Source organism: Nocardia higoensis (assembly GCF_015477835.1).
GTDB lineage: Bacteria > Actinomycetota > Actinomycetes > Mycobacteriales > Mycobacteriaceae > Nocardia > Nocardia higoensis_A.
Window position 1 is genome coordinate 1628698 of sequence record NZ_JADLQN010000001.1, and the last position, 17518, is coordinate 1646215.

Here is a 17518-nt window from a genome sequence, read left to right on the forward strand (position 1 = left end):
TATTCCAGATCCTGGACACCGATGGTCGCGGCGACACCGAGGTTCACCGCCCATTCGTCTGCCCGGCGCGTATCGGGTCGGCAGCTCGACGGCACCTGTGACGAAGAGCGGGCCGAACCGCTCCCCGCACAAGATCTTTCGGCGCGCGGTCGTGATTCGCCGATCTCAGGAACGCAACAGCGGCACCAGCGCGTCGAGCACCCGGCTGGCCAGCAATGCCTTCGACCCGTGGTCGAGCGCCTGTTCGGCACCGTCGGCGCCGAGCAACCAGCCGTCGTTGGTGTCGACCTCGAACGCCTTGCCCTCGCCCACGGCATTGACCACGAGCAGATCGCAGCCCTTACGCGCCAGTTTGGCGCGCGCGTGGGTGAGCACGTCTCCGTCCTCGTCACCGGTCTCCGCGGCGAAGCCGACGATGGCGGTGCCGGGCAGCTGCCCGTCGCGACGGGACTGCACGAGGCCGGCGAGGATGTCGTCGTTCTTGGTCAGCGGGATGACGTCGGGCTCGCCCGCGCCCTTCTTGATCTTGACGGCGGCCACGTTGGTCGGCCGGAAGTCGGCCACCGCCGCCGCCATGATCACCGCGTCGGCGCCGACGGCGTGCTTGTCGACAGCGGTCTTGAGTTGGTCGGCGGTGGTGATATGCACCAGATCGACCGCGGCGGGCGCGGCCATCTCGATGGTGTTGCCCGCGATGAGCGTGACCTGCGCGCCGCGCTGGGCGGCGACCCTGGCCAGTGCGTAACCCTGTTTGCCGGAACTGCGGTTGCCGAGGAAGCGCACCGGATCCAGCGGCTCACGCGTGCCGCCCGCGGTGATCACGATGCGCTTGCCGACCAGATCGCGCGGCACGGCGTCCTGACGTTCCTGCAGCAGCGAGGCCAAGCCGAAGATCTCCTCGGGCTCGGGTAGCCGGCCCGGTCCGGTGTCGGTACCGGTGAGCCGGCCCGAGGCCGGTTCCATGACGACCGCGCCGTGCGCGCGCAGGGTGGCCACGTTGGCCTGAGTGGCCGGATGCTCCCACATCTCGGTGTGCATCGCGGGCGCGAACAGCACCGGACATCGGGCGGTGAGCAGGGTGGCGGTGAGCAGGTCGTCCGCGCGGCCGTGCGCGGCACGGGCCATCAGATCGGCGGTCGCGGGGGCGATGACGACCAGATCGGCTTCCTGGCCCAGCCGTACATGGGGCACCTCGGGGACGTCGGTGAACACATCGGTGTGCACCGGATTCCCGGACAGCGCCTCGAAGGTGGCCTTGCCGACGAACTGCAAGGCCGACTCGGTGGGGATCACCCGGACCTGATGCCCTGTCTCGGTGAACCGCCGGATCAACGCGCAGGCCTTGTAGGCGGCGATCCCGCCGCCGACGCCGACGACGATGCGTGTGCTCACTACGCCTCCGTGTTTTCACTTGATCTCGGCGTGCCGACTGCTCTCGGCGTCACCGAGGTGGAGTCACTCGCCTTCGGTGTGCTCGAGCAGGTCCGAGTGGATCTCGCGCATGGCGACCGACAGCGGCTTCTCCTGCAGACCCGGCTCGACCAGGGGACCGACGTACTCGAGGATGCCGTCGCCGAGCTGGTTGTAGTAGTCGTTGATCTGACGGGCCCGCTTGGCCGCGTAGATCACCAGCGCGTACTTCGACGACGTGCGCTCGAGCAGCTCGTCGATCGGGGGGTTGGTCAGACCGATCGGGGTGTCGTACGCGGGCACGGTCTTGGTATCGCTCACTGGGGAGGCTCCTGCGGTGTGTGGGGCGGGTGTGTCTTGCGAGACGAGAACGAGCCGGCGACCGGACAGAACGGTCGCCGGTCCACCGTCGTCTCGAGCCACTACCTCGAATTCGTGCTGATGAACAACGATACCAACTGCTCACAGGCGTCGGTCACGTCGTCGTTCACGATGATGTTGTCGAACTCGTCACAGGCAGCCAGTTCGACCCTGGCGGTAGCCAGCCTGCGCTCGATCACCTCGGGCGTCTCGGTGCCGCGGGAGGTGAGCCGGGCGACCAGTTCCTCCCAGCTCGGCGGGGCCAGGAAGACCAGCCGCGCCTCGGGCATGACCGCGCGCACCGAGCGCGCGCCCTCGAGATCGACCTCGAGCAATACGTTCTTGCCTTCGGCCAGTGCTTCGCGCACCGGCCCGGCCGGGGTACCCGACCGCTGCAGCCCACCGTGGATCTCCGCCCATTCGAGCAGGTCACCAGCCTCGACCATGGCGTCGAACTCGGCCCGGGTGACGAACCGGTAGTCCCGGCCGTCGACCTCCCCGGGCCTGGGGGCCCGGGTCGTCGCCGACACACTGAAGACCAGTTCGGGCAGGCGCTCCCGCACGCACCGCACGACCGTCGACTTACCGACGGCCGAGGGGCCGACCAGAACTACCAGTCGACCCTTCCGCGTGTGTTCGACCACCTCGATGTCAGGCGTCGAAGTCGAATCGGGCCAGCAGCGCCTTGCGCTGCCGATCGCCGAGTCCGCGCAGGCGGCGGGTGGGGGCGATCTCCAGCTCGCTCATGATTTCGGCCGCCTTGACCTTGCCCACCTTGGGCAGGGCCTCGAGCAGCGCCGACACCTTCATCTTGCCGAGGATCTCGTCGGTTTCGGCGTCGGTGAGCACGCTCTTCAGGTCGGTGCCGCCACGCTTCAAGCGCTCCTTGAGCTCCGCCCGAGCGCGGCGAGCAGCAGCCGCCTTCTCCAGAGCAGCGGCGCGCTGCTCGTCAGTCAGCTGGGGAAGGGCCACGGTTCCTCCGTCTCATCGTTCATTGCTAATCCAGCCGTCGAAGAGCCGACGGCTCCAGCGACCGTACCCACGACGTCCGCCGATTGCGAACCCACCCCCCAGGTCAGCGCATGATTCCGCATGCCGTAAGGGCGAGCAGCGCGGGATGCGCGCCGCGCTCCGGCTATAGGCGTGATCGTACTCCGAAATTCCCCGAAAACGCTTGGACCTGCGTTTTTCCCATTCGACGGTGAGTTAGCCGACAGATAGCGACACAGCCCGACACTCGCCCGGCAACCCCGAGCCCTCCGACCAGGAACTTTCTGGATTTCGCCCGCGTGTCGCGCTTTTCTTGCGCGTGTCGCATCGAACACATGTCTCATCCGGCCCGATCGGGCCACGTGACGCGACGAGCCCCCGGGTGATGGCCACCCGGGGGCTCGTCGCAAGAACTCTCGCCGCGGGCTTGCCGCCCTCCTGACCCCCATGGGACCGCGGGGGTCACCGGGAGGTCGGTACAGACCCCAAACCGCTGGAGAAACGAAACCAGCGGCCGACACGGGCCTTCCTACCCACTCCCGGGTGACGCCAAACCTCGTGTATCACCTTCGGAGGAAACCGAATTCGCCCTGCAGCGCATCGAGGCGGGCGCGCAACGCCGAGACCGACGGCCCCTCGCGCAGCACTTCCCGCGAGACGTTCGGCACCACGGCCCGCAGCATGGCCTCGGGCACCAGCCCGCGCACCGACTCCGGTCCGCCACCCTGCGCGCCGACGCCCGGCATCAGGATCGGCCCGTTGAGCGCGGACAGGTCAGGGGCGACGGCCAGTGTGGCGCCGACAACGACGCCGACCGAGCCGAACTCCGCGTCCGCATTGCGGGCCGCCGCCTCGTCGACCATGGTCTGCGCGATGCTGCGCCCGTCGGCCGCGACGGCGGTCTGTACCTGAGCGCCCTCCGGATTCGAGGTGGCCGCGAGGACGAACACCCCGCGTCCGTTGGCCTCGGCCAGCGCCAGCGCCGGAGCGAGGGAGCCGAAGCCGAGATACGGCGACACTGTGACAGCGTCCGAACCGAGCGGTCCGTCGGCGAGCCAGGTCCGCGCGTAGGCGTCCATCGTGGAGCCGATGTCACCGCGCTTGGCGTCGGCGAGCACCAAGGTGCCCGACGCGCGCAACACCTCGACGGCCCGTTCCAGCACGGCGATGCCCGCCGAACCGTAGGCCTCGAAGAACGCGACCTGCGGTTTGACCAGCGCCACCATGCCGTCGAAGGCCTCGACGCAGATCTCGGCGAATCGCTCGAGCCCTTCGGCGTCCTCGGTCAGGCCCCACTCCCGCAGCAGGTGCGGGTGCGGGTCGATGCCGACGCACAGCGGGCCGAAGCCGTCCATCGCCTCGCGTAATCGGGTGCCGAAGCTGCTCACCTGACTCCTCCCGCCGTGCTCGGCGTGCCGTGACCGTGCTCGACTCACCCGCGCAGCGCCGAGTGCAGTTCCTGCAGGGACCGCACCCCGATGCCGCCGTTGATGCCCGCCTCGATGCCCTGCACCGCGGCCGCCGCACCCTGCACGGTGGTGATGCACGGGATGTTCGCGCCCACCGCAGCGGTGCGGATCTCGTATCCGTCCACACGCGGACCCGAGTTGCCGTACGGGGTGTTGAACACCATGTCGACCTCGCCGTCACGGATCTGCTCCACGATGGTCGGCTCGTCGGCGGGCCCGGCCTCGGAGTGCTTGCGCACCCGCTCGCACGGAATGCCGTTGCGCTGCAACATCTCCGCGGTGCCCTCGGTGGCCAGCACGCGGAAACCGAGATCGTGCAGGCGCTTGACCGGGAACACCATCGCGCGCTTGTCGCGGTTGGCGATGGAGACGAAGACCGTCCCCTCCGTCGGCAACGAGCCGTAGGAGGCGGTCTGGCTCTTGGCGAAAGCGGTGCCGAAGTCGGCGTCGATGCCCATGACCTCACCGGTGGACTTCATCTCCGGGGACAGCAGCGAGTCGACCCCGCTGCCGTCGGCGCGGCGGAACCGGTGGAACGGCAGCACGGCTTCCTTGACCGCGACCGGCGCGTCCAGCGGGACATGCCCACCGTCACCCTCGGGGGGCAACATGCCCTCCTTGCGGAGTTCGGCGATCGTGGCGCCGAGCATGATCCGCGCCGCGGCCTTGGCCAGCGGCACCGCGGTGGCCTTGGAGACGAACGGCACCGTGCGGCTGGCGCGCGGGTTGGCCTCGAGCACGTAGAGCACGTCGTCCTTGAGCGCGTACTGCACGTTGAGCAGGCCCTGCACGCCGATGCCCTTGGCCAGCGCGACGGTGGAGCGGCGTACCGCTTCGATGTCGCTGCGACCGAGGGTGATCGGCGGGAGCGCGCACGCGGAGTCGCCGGAGTGGATGCCCGCTTCTTCGATGTGCTCCATCACACCGCCGAGGTAGACCTCCTCGCCGTCGCACAGCGCGTCCACGTCGATCTCGATGGCGTCTTCCAGGAAGCGGTCGACCAGCACCGGATGATCGGGGTTGAGCTCGGTGGCGCGGGAAATGTACCCCTCGAGGGACGTCTCGTCGTAGACGATCTCCATGCCGCGTCCGCCGAGCACATAGGACGGACGCACCAGCACCGGGTAACCGATACCGGCGGCGATCTTCTTGGCCTGCGCAACCGTGGTGGCGGTGCCGTACTTCGGCGCGGGCAGCCCGGCCGCGACCAGCACCTCGCCGAACTCGCCGCGGTCCTCGGCCAGGTCGATGGCGGCGGCGCTGGTGCCGACGACCGGCACGCCCGCGTCGGTCAGGCGCTGCGCCAAACCGAGCGGAGTCTGCCCGCCCAGCTGCACGATGACTCCGGCGACGGTGCCCGACTCGCTCTCGGCGTGGTAGACCTCGAGCACGTCCTCGAAGGTCAGCGGCTCGAAGTAGAGGCGGTCGGCGGTGTCGTAGTCGGTGGAGACGGTCTCGGGGTTGCAGTTGACCATCACCGTCTCGTACCCGGCCTCCGACAGCGTCAGCGCGGCGTGCACGCACGAGTAGTCGAACTCGATGCCCTGACCGATGCGGTTCGGGCCCGATCCCAGGATGATGACCTTCGCACGCTCCCGCTGCGGCGCGACTTCGCTCTCGGCCGCCGGGTCCAGCTCGTAGGTCGAGTAGTGGTACGGGGTCTTGGCCTCGAACTCCGCGGCGCAGGTGTCGACGGTCTTGTAGACCGGCCGGATGCCCAGGCGGTGGCGCAGCGAACGCACCCCGCTCTCGCCGGCGAGTTCCGGACGCAGCGCGGCCAGCTGCCGATCGGACAGACCGTAGTACTTGGCGCGACGCAGCAGCGGCTCGTCGAGCACGGGGGCCTCGAGGATCGCGGCGCGCAGCTCCACCAGCCCGGCGACCTCGGCGACGAACCACGGGTCGATGCCGGAGGCGGCGGCGACATCCTCGATGCTCGCGCCGTAGCGCAGGGCGCGTTCGACCTGGTAGATGCGGCCTTCGGTGGGCACGCGCAGGTCGGCGAGGATCTTGTCGATCGCCCGTGCGACGTCACCGTCGACCGGCGCCCACGGGCCGTCTTCCTGGGTCCAGAAGCCGGTGGCCTTGGTCTCGAGCGAACGCAGCACCTTGCCGAGCGCTTCGGAGAAATTGCGACCCAGCGACATCGCCTCGCCCACCGACTTCATAGTGGTGGTCAGCGTGGCGTCGGCGCCGGGGAACTTCTCGAACGCGAACCGCGGCGCCTTGACCACGACGTAGTCCAGCGTCGGCTCGAAGCAGGCCGGAGTTTCCTTGGTGATGTCGTTGACGATCTCGTCGAGGGTGTAGCCGATGGCCAGCTTGGCGGCGATCTTGGCGATCGGGAAGCCGGTCGCCTTGGAGGCCAGCGCCGAGGACCGCGAGACGCGGGGGTTCATCTCGATGACGATCAGACGGCCGTCGCGCGGGTTCACCGCGAACTGGATGTTGCATCCGCCGGTGTCGACGCCGACCGCGCGCAGGATGGCGATACCCAGGTCACGCAGCTTCTGGTACTCGCGGTCGGTGAGGGTCATGGCGGGCGCGACGGTCATCGAGTCGCCGGTGTGCACGCCCATCGGGTCGACGTTCTCGATCGAGCAGACCACCACGACGTTGTCGCGGCTGTCCCGCATCAGCTCGAGTTCGTATTCCTTCCACCCGAGGATGGATTCCTCGATCAGGACGTTCGCGGTCGGCGAGGCGGCCAGGCCGCCACCGGCGATCCGGTCCAGGTCCTCGTCGTTGTAGGCCATACCCGAACCGAGGCCGCCCATGGTGAACGACGGCCGCACGACGACCGGGAAGCCCAGCTCGGCGACGGTCTCGCGCACCTCGTCCATGGTGTAGCAGACGCGCGAGCGGGCGCTCTCGCCGCCGACGGAGGCGACGATGTCCTTGAACTTCTGCCGGTCCTCACCGCGCTGGATGGCGTCGAAGTCGGCGCCGATCAGCTCGACGTCGTACTTCTCCAGCACCCCGCGCTCGTGTAGGGCGACGGCGGTGTTGAGCGCGGTCTGCCCGCCGAGGGTCGCCAGGATCGCGTCGGGGCGCTCCTTGGCGATGACTTTCTCGACGAACTCCGGGGTGATCGGCTCGACGTAGGTGGCGTCGGCGAACTCCGGGTCGGTCATGATGGTGGCCGGGTTCGAGTTGACCAGCGATACCCGCAGGCCCTCGGCCTCGAGCACCCGGCAGGCCTGGGTTCCCGAGTAGTCGAACTCGCAGGCCTGGCCGATGACGATCGGGCCCGAGCCGATCACCAGGATGTGGCGTAGATCCTCGCGGCGTGGCATCAGGCTCCTTCCATGAGACCGGCGAAGCGGTCGAACAGATATGCGGCGTCGTGCGGGCCCGCGGCGGCCTCGGGGTGGTACTGCACAGAGAACGCGCGGCCGTCGAGCAGACGCACACCCTCCACGGTCCCGTCGTTGGCGCACACGTGGCTGACCTCGGCACGCCCGAACGGGGTGTCGAACTGCTCGCCCTTCTCGCCTTCCAGCGCGAACCCGTGGTTCTGCGCGGTGATGGAGATGCGGCCGGTCTCGTGCTCGACCACCGGGATGTTGATGCCGCGGTGGCCGAATTTCATCTTGTAGGTCTCGCGGCCCAGCGCGCGGCCGAGGATCTGGTTGCCGAAGCAGATGCCGAACAGCGGCAGCCCGCGTTCGAGCACGCCCTGGGTGATGGCGACCGCGCTGTTCTGGGTGGCCGGGTCGCCCGGGCCGTTGGACAGGAACACCCCGTCCGGCTTCAGCTCGAGCAGCTGGTCCAGCGACGTGGTGGAAGGCACCACGTGCACCCGCAGGCCGCGCTCGGCGAACATGCGCGGAGTGTTGGTCTTGATGCCGAGGTCCACGGCGACCACCGTGAAGCGCGGCTCGCCGGTCGGCTCGATCGTGTAGAGCGAATCGGTCGAGACCTCTCCCGCCAGGTCCGCGCCGAGCATCGAGGGCTGGCCGGTGACCCTGGCCACCAGTTCCTCGGTGTTCGCGAGCGCGTCACCGGAGAAGATGCCCGCCTTCATCGACCCGCGGGTGCGCAGGTGACGCACCAGCGCGCGGGTGTCGATCCCGGCGATGCCGACCACGCCCTGGCTGTCCAGCTCGGCGGGCAGCGTGGTGGTGGCCCGCCAGTTGGAGGCCAGCCGCGCGGGGTCGCGCACCGCGTACCCGGCGACCCAGATCTTCTGGGATTCGTCGTCTTCTTCGTTCCACCCGGTGTTGCCGATCTGCGGAGCCGTGGCCACCACGATCTGGCGGTGGTAGCTCGGATCGGTCAGGGTCTCCTGGTACCCCGTCATCGCGGTGCAGAACACCGCTTCACCGAGGGTCTGTCCCACCGCACCGTAGGCCGTTCCCCGGAACACCCGGCCGTCCTCGAGTACCAGGGCAGCAGCAGAATCTGCGCTCATTTGTCGGCTCATCTGTCGTCTTCTTCCGTCATCGACGCGGCCCACGCCGGGTACACCGTCTTGTCGTCTCCCCGGAAACCGGTATCGATCTCGGTTCCCGTCGGCAGCTTCCAGCGAATTACCAGCACACCATCTTCCGTCATCACCTTGCCCGCGTGCCCGCGTTCGGTGCGGATCGCCGTCACGGATTCACCGGGAATCCAGATCGTCGCCGCCCCGTCGCGTTCGAGCAGGATTCCTCGTTCGAACTTCGTCAGCTCCGCGGTCGCGCGGAACCCCAGATCTCCCACCGCGATCCGGTCCTGCCAGCTGGGCGCCATGGTGCTGCCCAGATACAGGCCGGTCGTCGGTTCCAGCAGTTGTGCGCCCAGGTCCTCGGGTACCGGCGGCAGTTCGCCGATGCGCTCGGCCTGGCGAGCGGCGCGGTTCATCCAGCCTCGGTACATCCCCCACACACCGAGCGCGAACAGGACGAAGCAGCCGATCACCCACAGCGTTCTCTCCAGCTCCACTACGCCCCCACACCCTGGGGTCGCGCCGCGACGCCGTCGCGCGCGGTGATCCGCCCGCGCAGCATGGTGGTTGTCACCTTCGCGGGCAAGGTCATCTGCGCGTAGGGGGTGTTGTCGGAGATGCTGGCGAGTTCCTTCGCCCGCACCGTCCAGCTGACGTCCGGATCCACCAGAGTCAGGTTGGCCGGTTCGCCGACCTCGATGGGCCTGCCCTGATCGTCGAGACCGACGATCTCGGCGGGTCGCTCGCTCATCACCCGCGCCACCCCCCGCCAATCCAGCAGACCCGGCCGCACCAGCGTCTCCACGATGATCGACAGCGCGGTCTCCAACCCCAGCATGCCGGGGCGGGCGGCCGCGAACTCGCAGCACTTGTCCTGCTCGGCGTGCGGTGCGTGGTCGGTGGCGACACAGTCGATGACGCCCTCGGCGAGCGCGCGGCGCAGCGCCTCCACATCGGAGATCTCCCGCAGCGGCGGATTGACCCGGTTGACCGCGTCGTAGGTTTCCAACCGGGAGTCGTCGAGCAGCAGGTGATGCGGGGTGACCTCGGCGGTGATCGAGATGCCCTGAGACTTCGCCCACCGCACCAGCTCCACGGTGCCCTCGGTGGAGGCGTGGCAGATGTGCACGCGAGCACCGGCGTCGCGGGCCAGCAGCGCATCGCGCGCGACGATCGACTCCTCGGCCGCGCGCGGCCAGCCGGCCAGCCCCAGCCGAGCCGCCGTCGGGCCCTCGTGCGCGACCGCGCCCTCGGTCAGCCGCGGCTCCTCGGCGTGCTGGGCGATCAGCACGCCGAGCGAGTTCGAGTACTCCAGCGCGCGCCGCATGATCAGCGGGTCGTGGACGCAGTGGCCGTCGTCGGAGAACATCCGCACACCGCCGACTCCGGCGGCCATCGTGCCCATCTCGGCGAGCTGCTTGCCTGCCAGACCCACCGTCACCGCGCCCACCGGGTGCACATCGACCAAGCCGACTTCCTGCCCCCGCCGCCACACGTGATCGGTGACGACCACGGAATCGGCGACAGGGTTGGTGTTGGCCATCGCGAACACCGCGGTGTAGCCGCCCAGCGCCGCGGCGGCCGAGCCGGACTCGATGGTCTCGGTGTCCTCGCGGCCGGGTTCGCGCAGGTGGGTGTGCAGATCGACGAATCCGGGCAGCAGCACCTGGCCGTCCGCCTCGATGATCTCGGCGTCCACCACATCCAGGTGGGTCCCGATCGCGCGGATCTCGCCCTCGTCGATGAAGACGTCGACCGGTTCGCCCTCGCCGTAGATCAGGGCGCCTGTGATCAGCAGCCCGCTCATACCGTCTCCTCCCGATCGAACTCGTTCACGCGATCGCCTCCTGGGCGCCGACCAGCAGCCGGAACAGCACCGCCATCCGCAGGTGCACACCGTTGGTCACCTGCTGCAGCACTGCCGCCTGCGGGGAATCCGCGACGGCGGACGCGATCTCCATGCCGCGCAGCATCGGTCCCGGATGCATGACGACGGCGTGCTCCTCGAGCATTGCCAGCCGCCGCTCCGACAACCCGTAGTTCACCGCGTACTCGCGGGCCGACGGAAAGAACCCGCCGTTCATACGTTCGGCTTGGACGCGCAGCATCAGCACCGCGTCGGCGCCGGGCAGTTCCGCGTCGAGATGGTGCGAGACCCGCGCGGGCCAGCCCTGCACGCCCACCGGCAGCAGCGTGCGCGGCGCGACGAGTACCACCTCCGCGCCCAGGGTGTGCAGCAGGAAGACGTTCGAGCGCGCCACCCGGCTGTGCAGGATGTCGCCGACGATCAGTACCCGCTTGCCCTCGATGTCGCCGAGTCGCTGGCGCAGCGTGAGCGCGTCCAGCAGTGCCTGGGTGGGATGTTCGTGGGTACCGTCGCCCGCGTTGATGATCGCCGGGCCGGTGGTGCGGCCGGACTCGCGGGCCCAGCCGTCCATCCAACGCGCGATCTGATGCGCCGCGCCCGAGGCGGGATGGCGCACGATCAGCGCGTCGGCGCCCGCCGCGTGCAGGGTCAACGCGGTGTCACGTAACGATTCGCCCTTGGACACCGAGGACGAGCTCGCGCTCACGTTGATCACGTCCGCGCTCATCCACTTACCCGCCACCTCGAAGGAAACCCGGGTGCGGGTGGAGTTCTCGTAGAAGACCGTCATCACGGTGCGGCCGCGCAGTGTGGGCAGCTTGTGCACCTCGCGGCCGAGCAGCGCCTGCTCGAAACGTTCGGCTTCGTCGAGGAGTTCGGTGGCCGCCCTCCGGTCCAGATCGGTCACGCTCAGCAGGTGTCGCATGCTCACGCCTCCTCGTGGTGGAGGTACACGCCGTCGCGGCCGTCGTGCTCGGTCAGCAGCACGGAGATGTCCTCGGTGCGTGAGGTCGGCACGTTCTTGCCCACGTAGTCGGCGCGGATCGGCAGTTCCCGGTGGCCGCGGTCGACCAGCACCGCCAACTGCACCGCGCGGGGACGACCGAGGTCGCGCAGGCCGTCGAGAGCCGAGCGTACGGTCCGTCCGGAGAAGAGCACGTCGTCGACGAGCACCACCAGCGCGTCCTCGATACCGCCCGGCGGGACGGAGGTCCGTTCCAGCGGGCGGTGCGGGCGGGTACGCAGATCGTCGCGATAGAGCGTGATGTCGAGGGAGCCCAGCGCGGGGCGCACGCCGGAGAACTCCTCGATCTTGTCGGCGAGCCGCGCGGCCAGAGTGGTACCGCGGGTCGGGATGCCGATCAGCACCACGCGCGGCGCGCCCGCCTCGCCCGCGTCCAGCGCGGTCTTCTCGATGATCTGGTGCGCGATGCGCGCGATGGTCCTGCCGACATCGGAAGCCGACAACAGCTCCCGGCCCGCGGCCACCCAGTCGGGCGTGTGCCGTTGTGACTGCTCGGCAGATGCGGCAGTCTCGGCAGACTTCGCCGCCCGATCTCCGGGCACGGCCATGCCGACCTCCTTCCCCGCCTCACCGGACGGTCCGTTAAAGGATGTCTTACGGCTTGCAGCCTAACAGCGCCCAGGATCGCCCTTTCAGCAGGCACAGCCCGGTGTGAGCCGCCCCACGAACCGGAAGTGAGCGGGGCCACGGTGGCGTGTTCGTGAGGCGAACCGCTATTGCCGCAGCGCGAGCACGATACCCGCGTCGGCCTCACCGCTCGGCGCATCGCGGCCGAGCGGGGCGATCAGTTCGTCCCAGGAGCGGAAGCTCGTGCGCCAGCCGCGCAGTTCCAGCCCCGCGCGCACCTCCGCGCCGAGGCCGACCGTGCCGCCGGCCGGTCTGCCGCCACGGATGAGCGCGCCGAGCGCCGCGTATTTCGGCTGCGCCGCGGAAACGGCGAACTTGCCGACCTCGAAGGTGCTGCCCGCCGCCGACATCGTGGTGATGGTGTCGACGACGGCCCACGCCGCGTCGGAGGACAGATAACCGAGCACGCCTTCATCGACCCAGTGCGTTGGCAGGTCCGATCGGAAACCACTGTCTCGCAGCGTTTTCCCCCAATCGCCGCGCAGGTCGGCGGACAGCGTGATCCGCTCGCAGACCGGATGCGCCGAGGCCCGGTCGAGCACCGACTCCTTGAAGGCGAACAGCTCGCGCAGGTCGATTTCGTAGAACCGCGTGCGCGGAGTCAGCGGCATGCGGAAAGCGCGGGTGTCCAATCCGGCGCCGAGCAGGACGAACTGCTCACAGCTCGCGGCAGCCGCGGCGGCCACGCCGTCGTCGACCAGGCGAACGGTGAGGGTGCGGCCCTCGTAGAAGGCGTCGGCCAGTTCGAGCATGCTCGTCCACCGATCCTCACCGTCGGGCGTGCCGGCGAACTGAGCCCGCGCGGCGTCCACGAACAGGCGCGCGTACGGGTCGTTGTACAGCCGGTCGGGCCGAGCCGATTCGCGGGCGCGGATCACCGCCACACCGATCGCCGTCATCGCCACCCCCGCCATCGGCGCCCTGCCGTATTCGACCATCACGACTCTCCCCACCGATCCCACCGCGACCGTCGCCGGTCCGACCCACTTCCCTTCGACGCTAGGCGAACCCGCCCCGGTCGGTCCGGAGAACGGCCACGATGTCCGATTTTCGCCGATCGAGTCTCTAGCACGCATGTTCGAATCGGTGTAGCGTCGCGCAGGTGACGGCATGGTTGCAGGGCTCCCTGCTCGACGGATTCGGCGAGGTAGGCCTCGGCTCGCTCGAGGCTGTCCGCCGCACGGAACTCACCGACGGCGCGTGGGTCGACCTGCGGCCCGGCTGGCTCCGCGGCGCCGACACACTCTTCGAGCGACTGGCGCGCGAGGTGCCGTGGCAGGCCGAACGACGGCCGATGTACGACCGTGTCGTCGATGTGCCGCGACTGCTCTGCTTCTACCCGGAGCGGGCCGAGTTGCCCGATCCCGTCCTGGTCGAGGCTCGTACCGCGCTCAGCGATCACTACGGCGACGAACTCGGCGAACGCTTCCGCACCGCGGGGCTGTGTTTCTACCGCGACGGCCGGGACAGCGTCGCCTGGCACGGCGACACGATCGGCCGCGGTGCAACCCACGACACGATGGTCGCCATCCTCTCCCTCGGCGCCCCTCGCGCACTTCTGCTGCGCTCACGCCGGGGCGGTGCGAGCATCCGATACGAAGTCGGCCACGGCGACCTGCTGGTGATGGGCGGATCATGCCAGCGGACCTGGGAGCACGCCGTCCCGAAGACCCGCAAACCGGTCGGCCCGCGCATCAGCGTCCAGTTCCGCCCGCACGGAGTGCACTGAAGATCTCGACCTGAACCATTGTCGAGGTGTCAGGCTCATCGACATGAGCATCGAACACCGTCGCCCGGCTGGTCACCGCATACGACGATCACGACCACGCTGCCGATGTCATCGCGATCGAGGCGATCATCCGGCGCGTCGAAACGGATGATCGCGCTGTACGTGCTCATCCGCCAGGACGGCCGATGGCAGACCGCCGCACGCCAGAACACCCTTGTCTCGCAACAGGATTGAAACCGTCGAAGGACACCGGGCCACTGCCGCAGGTCAGTCGGACCGAGCGACGGACAACACCAGATCACGGACGCCGGCCCGCACCCGATCGGCCTTTCCGGCTCGCACCATGCCCGCCATCGCCTCACCGCCCAGCATCCCGAAGAGCAGTACGGCTACCGTTTCGGCATCGACGTCCGGGCGCGCCTCCCGGAGCAAGCCGATGATGTGGTCCACCCAGAACCTATGGAACTGCGCGCGGTCCGGATGCGGCGGTATGGCGCTGTAGGCTGCGACCAGTTCGGCATTGTCGACCACCATATCGGTCATGGCGGCGAAGAACGCGACCAGCCGATCAGCGGCGGGAGCGCCCGGCCCCAGCGGAGGCGGACCGGAGGTGATCGCTTCCTTCAGCGCGAGGCCGGGCTCGGCGATCAACTCCTGCAGCAGACCCGCCCGGCTGCCGAAACGATGGAAGATGGTGCCCTTCCCCACCCCGGCAGCCGCGGCCACCCGATCCATCGTGACCCCTTCGGCGCCGTGCTCGGCGAGCAGCGACCTGGTGGCGTCCAGGATCGCCCGCCTGTTACGCGCGGCATCGGCGCGTTCCCGTGCGCGACCCTCCGGCATCACACCTACTTCCTGTTCGGCCATTGACAAGTTGACCGACGGTCCATATTTTCGAGACGACACACAGAACTGGACCGACAGTCAACTTATGGAGTTCTCGATGCGAGCAATCGTAATGACGGCCACCGGCAGCCCCGATGTCCTGGTCGCCGAGGAAGCAACCGTACCCAGGGCAGGCGAGGGCGAGATCGTGGTGCGCGCCGAGGCGATCCCGGTGTTGTGGCCCGAACTGATGCTGCGCTCCGGCGCGTTCCCCACTCCCGTCCCGCCGCCCCTGGTCTTCGGCTTCCAAGCCGCCGGGACGGTGGTCGAAACGGGACCGGGAGTGGACGCGGCACTGGCAGGCACGCGCGTCGTCGCCAAGACGACCGGCTCGGGAGCGTACGCCGAGTTCGTCGCCGCGCCCGCGGCGACGGCCACACCGATTCCCGAGGGTCTCGACACCATCGCCGCCGCGGCGATCCTCATGCCCGGCTCGGTCGGCTCGGCGCTGCTCACCACCGCAGCGTTGACCGGTTCCGAGACAGTGCTGGTACAAGCGGGCGCGACCGGAATCGGCGCCTATCTCGTGGGCGCGGCGAAGGCCGCCGGCGCGAAGCAGGTCATCGCGACGGCGGGCGGCGCGACCAAGACAGCGCGCGCCGCCGAACTCGGCGCGGATCTGGTCATCGATCACAACGAGCCGCAGTGGCCTGATCGACTGCGCGACCTGCTCGACGGCACGACCGTCGACGTCGTCTTCGACTCGATCGGCGGCCCGACCTCCCGCGCCCTGCTCGAGGTGATGACGCCGCTGCACGGTCGCATGCTCGTCTACGGACTCCTCTCCGGTGCGCCCGCCCAGGTCGGCGCCGCCGATCTTCTCGCGCACGGCCTCACCCTGATCGGTTGCTCCGGACCGCAGTGGTCGGCGCTGGTACAGAAGGAGTCCGACGGCGTCCTGGCGCGCGCCGCGAGCACCGGCGCGGTCCCCCACATCGATGCGGTCCTCCCGCTCGGTGATGCCGCCGCCGCGCATCGACTGCTCGAATCCCGGCGCGCCCTCGGGGCGGTACTTCTGCGACCCGAAAAGGGTTCGCACACCTGAGAGTTCACCTGTGCCCCGATCGGCTGCCCGCTTGTCCTCGCCCGGCCGATAGATTGGCGGGATGAGCACCCCGGGCGCGGAGGTCCTGGCCGTGATGCCGCTGCACACGATCAGCGAGGTCTACGGGGAGGCCGGGCTGCGCGAACGGCTGCTCCACGAGATCGCCGGGCTGCCCGACCCGGCGCGGCCGACGGAAGCGCTCGCACTGGCCGCCGAACTGCACCGCGACGATCGTTACGGGCGCGAGCCCTACCTCACCCATCTCCTGCGTGTCGCCATCCGGGTGATCAGCCATTACGAGGTGCGCGACGCCGACGTGGTGGCCGCGGCACTGCTACACGATGCGATCGAGGACCACGCGACGGAGCTGGCCGGGACGCGCGCCGCCGCGCTGCGAGTGCTGAGTGAGCGTTTCGGCGACCGAGTCGCCGGCATCGTGGCGGCGGTGACGAATCCCGAGCGCGATCCGGCGATCGACCGGCACACGCAGTACCGCGAGCACATCGTCGAAGCGCTGGAACACGCGCCGTGGGCCCGTGTGGTGAAACTGTCGGACTTCACCGACAACGGCGTCGGCATCCTCTACGCAGACCCGACCGCCATGCCGAAACTGGCGGCCAAATATCGGCCGATGATCGATGTCTACCGGGATCTGGTCAGCCGCCCGGACACCCCGCTGGCCGAGCACGTGAAGCGCTACATCCTCGACCAGCTGGACCACGCCGAAGAACGGTTCGACGCGATCCTGCCCTAGCCTGCACCGCTCGCTTGACCTCGAGTGCACTCGAGGTCGCAGAATCGGTGTCGCGTCCACTCTTTCCCCGGACGCACCCCGGCGCGGTTCACCGACCGGCGGCTCCCACCGGTCCCGTACACCAACGGTGGGAGCCGGACCGGCGGCACGTCACGCGGAGATCGTGATCTCCCACTCATACACGGTGAGCTCGGAGGCGCCGGTGGTGTGCAGCGGATCCGCGAAGGCGAGTTCGCGTGCGGCATCGAGGTTTTCGGCCAGGATCACGTACGCGCCGCCGCTGCTGTCGCCGAACTTCCCGCTCTCCACCAGCAGGCCGCGCTCGAGCAGATCGGTGAGGAAGTCACGGTGCGGCTGGATCACCGCGTCGTCGTAGCGTGGCGTGCGCATCGCCATGACCAGGTACTTGGTCACGCTTCGGGCTCCTGGCGCGGCGCCCTCGTCGCGGCGGCGGCGGCGCGCACCTGCGGCGCGACCTGCACGACCTGGCCGAGCACACCGTTGACGAACGAGGGGGAATCGTCGGTGGACAGTTCCTTGGCCAGCTCCACGGCTTCGTCGACGGCCACCACCGGCGGCACATCGGACGCGTGGAACAGCTCCCACACCGCGACCCGCAGGATCGCGCGGTCCACGGCGGGCAGCCGCGACAACGTCCAGTCCTGCAGATACGACTCGATGGTGCCATCGACGCGCTCGAGCTCGTCGGCGACGCCCTCGACCAAGGTGCGGGTATAGGCGTGCAGCGGCGCGACCGACTGGTCGCGGGTCGCCAGATCGCCGCGTTCGGTCAGCAGGTCCGCGGCGTCGACGTCGCGGGCCTCCGCCTCGAACAACAGGTCCACCGCACGCCGCCGGGCCTTGTGCCGGGCGCCGAGCTTCTTGAACGTGGACTTCTTGTCCGCAGGCTGTTCGGCCACAGTCACATC

The 17518-nt window shown here is 69.2% G+C and carries 18 protein-coding genes; 3 read left to right on the plus strand and 15 right to left on the minus strand.

Features of this window, described 5'->3' with window-relative positions; translation table 11 throughout:
• Positions 1–165: 165 nt before the first annotated feature.
• The 12 genes from coaBC to IU449_RS07370 form a co-directional block, all read right to left on the minus strand.
• Positions 166–1392 carry a bifunctional phosphopantothenoylcysteine decarboxylase/phosphopantothenate--cysteine ligase CoaBC gene (coaBC, locus tag IU449_RS07315; RefSeq protein WP_067854695.1) on the minus strand — a complete coding sequence of 409 codons (1227 nt, stop codon included), beginning with the start codon at positions 1390–1392 and terminating at the stop codon, positions 166–168.
• A gap of 63 nt (positions 1393–1455) precedes the next feature.
• Positions 1456–1731 (minus strand): DNA-directed RNA polymerase subunit omega, encoded by a 276-nt coding sequence (gene rpoZ, locus IU449_RS07320; RefSeq protein ID WP_195001128.1) that lies wholly within the window; start codon positions 1729–1731, stop codon positions 1456–1458.
• Positions 1732–1832: 101 nt separating this feature from the next.
• A complete protein-coding gene (gene gmk, locus IU449_RS07325; protein ID WP_195001129.1) occupies positions 1833–2414 on the minus strand; it encodes a guanylate kinase in 582 nt (193 codons plus the stop codon).
• 7 nt (positions 2415–2421) lie between these two features.
• Positions 2422–2742 (minus strand): integration host factor, actinobacterial type, encoded by a 321-nt coding sequence (gene mihF / locus IU449_RS07330; RefSeq protein WP_195001130.1) that lies wholly within the window; start codon positions 2740–2742, stop codon positions 2422–2424.
• Positions 2743–3323: 581 nt separating this feature from the next.
• Entirely contained in the window at positions 3324–4148 is an 825-nt protein-coding gene (gene pyrF, locus IU449_RS07335; RefSeq protein ID WP_195001131.1) for an orotidine-5'-phosphate decarboxylase, read from the minus strand.
• 44 nt (positions 4149–4192) lie between these two features.
• Positions 4193–7525: a carbamoyl-phosphate synthase large subunit gene (carB, locus tag IU449_RS07340; protein ID WP_195001132.1), complete on the minus strand. Its 3333-nt coding sequence runs from the start codon at positions 7523–7525 to the stop codon at positions 4193–4195.
• Positions 7525–8643: a glutamine-hydrolyzing carbamoyl-phosphate synthase small subunit gene (carA, locus tag IU449_RS07345; protein ID WP_195001133.1), complete on the minus strand. Its 1119-nt coding sequence runs from the start codon at positions 8641–8643 to the stop codon at positions 7525–7527. Before carA ends, carB begins: the two co-directional genes overlap by 1 nt.
• An 8-nt stretch (positions 8644–8651) precedes the next feature.
• Entirely contained in the window at positions 8652–9149 is a 498-nt protein-coding gene (locus IU449_RS07350) for a transporter (RefSeq protein ID WP_195002378.1), read from the minus strand.
• A gap of 5 nt (positions 9150–9154) precedes the next feature.
• Positions 9155–10465 (minus strand): dihydroorotase, encoded by a 1311-nt coding sequence (locus IU449_RS07355; RefSeq protein ID WP_195001134.1) that lies wholly within the window; start codon positions 10463–10465, stop codon positions 9155–9157.
• A 25-nt stretch (positions 10466–10490) separates the two neighbouring features.
• The gene (locus tag IU449_RS07360; protein ID WP_195002379.1) at positions 10491–11450 is read right to left on the minus strand and encodes an aspartate carbamoyltransferase catalytic subunit; all 960 of its coding nucleotides are present in this window, start codon (positions 11448–11450) and stop codon (positions 10491–10493) included.
• 2 nt (positions 11451–11452) lie between these two features.
• A complete protein-coding gene (gene pyrR / locus IU449_RS07365; RefSeq protein WP_228803780.1) occupies positions 11453–12097 on the minus strand; it encodes a bifunctional pyr operon transcriptional regulator/uracil phosphoribosyltransferase PyrR in 645 nt (214 codons plus the stop codon).
• Between the two features lie 165 nt (positions 12098–12262).
• Positions 12263–13129, minus strand: coding sequence for a class I SAM-dependent methyltransferase (locus IU449_RS07370; RefSeq protein ID WP_324188121.1), 867 nt, complete (start codon positions 13127–13129; stop codon positions 12263–12265).
• Positions 13130–13278: 149 nt separating this feature from the next.
• Here IU449_RS07370 and IU449_RS07375 point away from each other — a divergent pair, with 149 nt between their 5' ends.
• The gene (locus IU449_RS07375; protein ID WP_195001135.1) at positions 13279–13905 is read left to right on the plus strand and encodes an alpha-ketoglutarate-dependent dioxygenase AlkB; all 627 of its coding nucleotides are present in this window, start codon (positions 13279–13281) and stop codon (positions 13903–13905) included.
• A gap of 267 nt (positions 13906–14172) precedes the next feature.
• Here IU449_RS07375 and IU449_RS07380 read toward each other — a convergent pair whose 3' ends face one another.
• Positions 14173–14748: a TetR/AcrR family transcriptional regulator gene (locus tag IU449_RS07380; protein ID WP_195001136.1), complete on the minus strand. Its 576-nt coding sequence runs from the start codon at positions 14746–14748 to the stop codon at positions 14173–14175.
• 100 nt (positions 14749–14848) lie between these two features.
• On the opposite strand from IU449_RS07380, the gene IU449_RS07385 reads away from it, so the two are divergent.
• Together IU449_RS07385 and IU449_RS07390 are read left to right on the plus strand one after the other, a co-directional pair.
• On the plus strand, positions 14849–15835 hold the full coding sequence (locus IU449_RS07385) for a quinone oxidoreductase family protein (protein WP_195001137.1): 987 nt from the start codon (positions 14849–14851) through the stop codon (positions 15833–15835).
• 61 nt (positions 15836–15896) lie between these two features.
• Complete coding sequence (locus IU449_RS07390; protein ID WP_195001138.1) at positions 15897–16589, plus strand: HD domain-containing protein; 693 nt, start codon at positions 15897–15899, stop codon at positions 16587–16589.
• A 150-nt stretch (positions 16590–16739) separates the two neighbouring features.
• Here the strand turns inward: IU449_RS07390 and IU449_RS07395 are convergent, their stop codons facing one another.
• Both IU449_RS07395 and nusB read right to left on the minus strand, forming a co-directional pair.
• On the minus strand, positions 16740–17003 hold the full coding sequence (locus tag IU449_RS07395) for a YciI family protein (protein ID WP_324188122.1): 264 nt from the start codon (positions 17001–17003) through the stop codon (positions 16740–16742).
• Positions 17000–17509 (minus strand): transcription antitermination factor NusB, encoded by a 510-nt coding sequence (nusB, locus tag IU449_RS07400; RefSeq protein WP_195001139.1) that lies wholly within the window; start codon positions 17507–17509, stop codon positions 17000–17002. Before nusB ends, IU449_RS07395 begins: the two co-directional genes overlap by 4 nt.
• Positions 17510–17518: the final 9 nt, after the last annotated feature.

Excerpts from the sequence above, each read along its gene's own strand:
- carB (WP_195001132.1), bottom strand. The coding sequence starts at position 7,525 with ATGCCACGCCGCGAGGATCTACGCCACATCCTGGTGATCGGCTCGGGC.
- carA (WP_195001133.1), bottom strand. The coding sequence starts at position 8,643 with ATGAGCGCAGATTCTGCTGCTGCCCTGGTACTCGAGGACGGCCGGGTG.
- IU449_RS07355 (WP_195001134.1), bottom strand. The coding sequence starts at position 10,465 with ATGAGCGGGCTGCTGATCACAGGCGCCCTGATCTACGGCGAGGGCGAA.
- IU449_RS07360 (WP_195002379.1), bottom strand. The coding sequence starts at position 11,450 with ATGCGACACCTGCTGAGCGTGACCGATCTGGACCGGAGGGCGGCCACC.
- pyrR (WP_228803780.1), bottom strand. The coding sequence starts at position 12,097 with ATGGCCGTGCCCGGAGATCGGGCGGCGAAGTCTGCCGAGACTGCCGCA.
- IU449_RS07380 (WP_195001136.1), bottom strand. The coding sequence starts at position 14,748 with ATGCCGGAGGGTCGCGCACGGGAACGCGCCGATGCCGCGCGTAACAGG.
- IU449_RS07385 (WP_195001137.1), top strand. The coding sequence starts at position 14,849 with ATGCGAGCAATCGTAATGACGGCCACCGGCAGCCCCGATGTCCTGGTC.
- IU449_RS07390 (WP_195001138.1), top strand. The coding sequence starts at position 15,897 with ATGAGCACCCCGGGCGCGGAGGTCCTGGCCGTGATGCCGCTGCACACG.